Source organism: Streptomyces sp. SID3343, assembly GCF_009865215.1.
GTDB lineage: Bacteria > Actinomycetota > Actinomycetes > Streptomycetales > Streptomycetaceae > Embleya.
Window position 1 is genome coordinate 1 of record NZ_WWJX01001352.1, and the last position, 1,102, is coordinate 1,102.

Annotated in this window: 1 protein-coding gene; it reads right to left on the reverse strand. The window is 77.0% G+C overall.

The annotated features are described in order from the left end of the window. Positions 1-16 precede the first annotated feature (16 nt). Positions 17-1,102 (reverse strand): glycosyltransferase family 4 protein (locus GT354_RS42730; RefSeq protein ID WP_161362264.1); only part of this gene is annotated, 1,086 nt, incomplete at its 5' end.

Consider the following 1,102-nt stretch of genomic DNA (forward strand, 5'->3'; position numbering starts at 1 on the left):
CCGGGCCCGTCCCGCGTCACCCGCACAGTTCGGCGGTGATCCGGTCGGCGACCGCCGGCCAGGTCATCGTGGAGCGCAGTTCCGCGCCGCGGGCCCTCGCGCGGGCCTGGAAGGCGGGGTACTCGGCCGCGAGCCGGTGCAGCGCCTCGGTCAGCGCGTCGACGTCGCCCGGCGGTACGAGCAGTCCCGCGTCGCCGACGATCCACGGCTGGTTGCCGACCGTGGACGCCACACACGGCAGGCCGCGGACCAGGCCCTCGACCAGGGCGATCCCGAACGCCTCCATGTGGGTCGGGATCACCACCGCGTCGGCGCCGGCGTAGACGGCGGCCATGTCGGCGTGCGGGATCCGGCCGAGCGCGGTCACCCCCTCCGGGAGCGGTCCGTCCGGCGCGCTGCCGACCAGGGTCAGCCGGGCCCGCGGGTCCTTCGCGTGCAACCGGGCGAAGGCTTCGAGCAGGACCGGGCCGCCCTTGAGTTCCCACTGCGTGCCGACGAACAGCAGCCGCGGCACATCGGCGGCCGGCTCGGCGGTCGGCGTCGCGGGCGGCGGGCCGATGTTGGGTCCGGCGCCGACGACGTGCACGCGGTCGGCGCGCACCCCGTACTCGGTGACGAGCACGTCGGCCGTGCCGGGTCCCATCACGAACACCCGGTGGGCGCCGAGCAGCAGCCGGCGTTCGCGGGCCAGCCAGCGCTCGGTGTGGCGCGAGCGGTGCACACCGCCGACCGCCGCGCCCTCCAGCCCGACCCGGTCGGTGTACACGCCGTAGCGCACGCCCTCGGGAGGCAGGATCGCCGGCAGCGTCTGCACGATCAGCGCGGGCCGCTCCGGGCGCAGGATGCCTTGGGCCCGTACGTATCGCTCCAGGGCGGTGGTCCACGCGCCGGTCTTGGTCCACGGTGTCCCGGGGCCGGCCCGTCGCGCCTCGTGCCCGGCCAGGAGCCGGGCGCCGAGCAGACGCGGCGCGCGGGTGAGCGGCATCAGGTCGTGCGCGTCGACGGCGGTGTGCGCGTCGAGGGCGCGGCGCAGGGCGGGTACGGAGCCGGAGAAGGCGCCCACGTGGAGCAGGGTCAGGCCCGCCCCGGCCCCCGGGTCGGC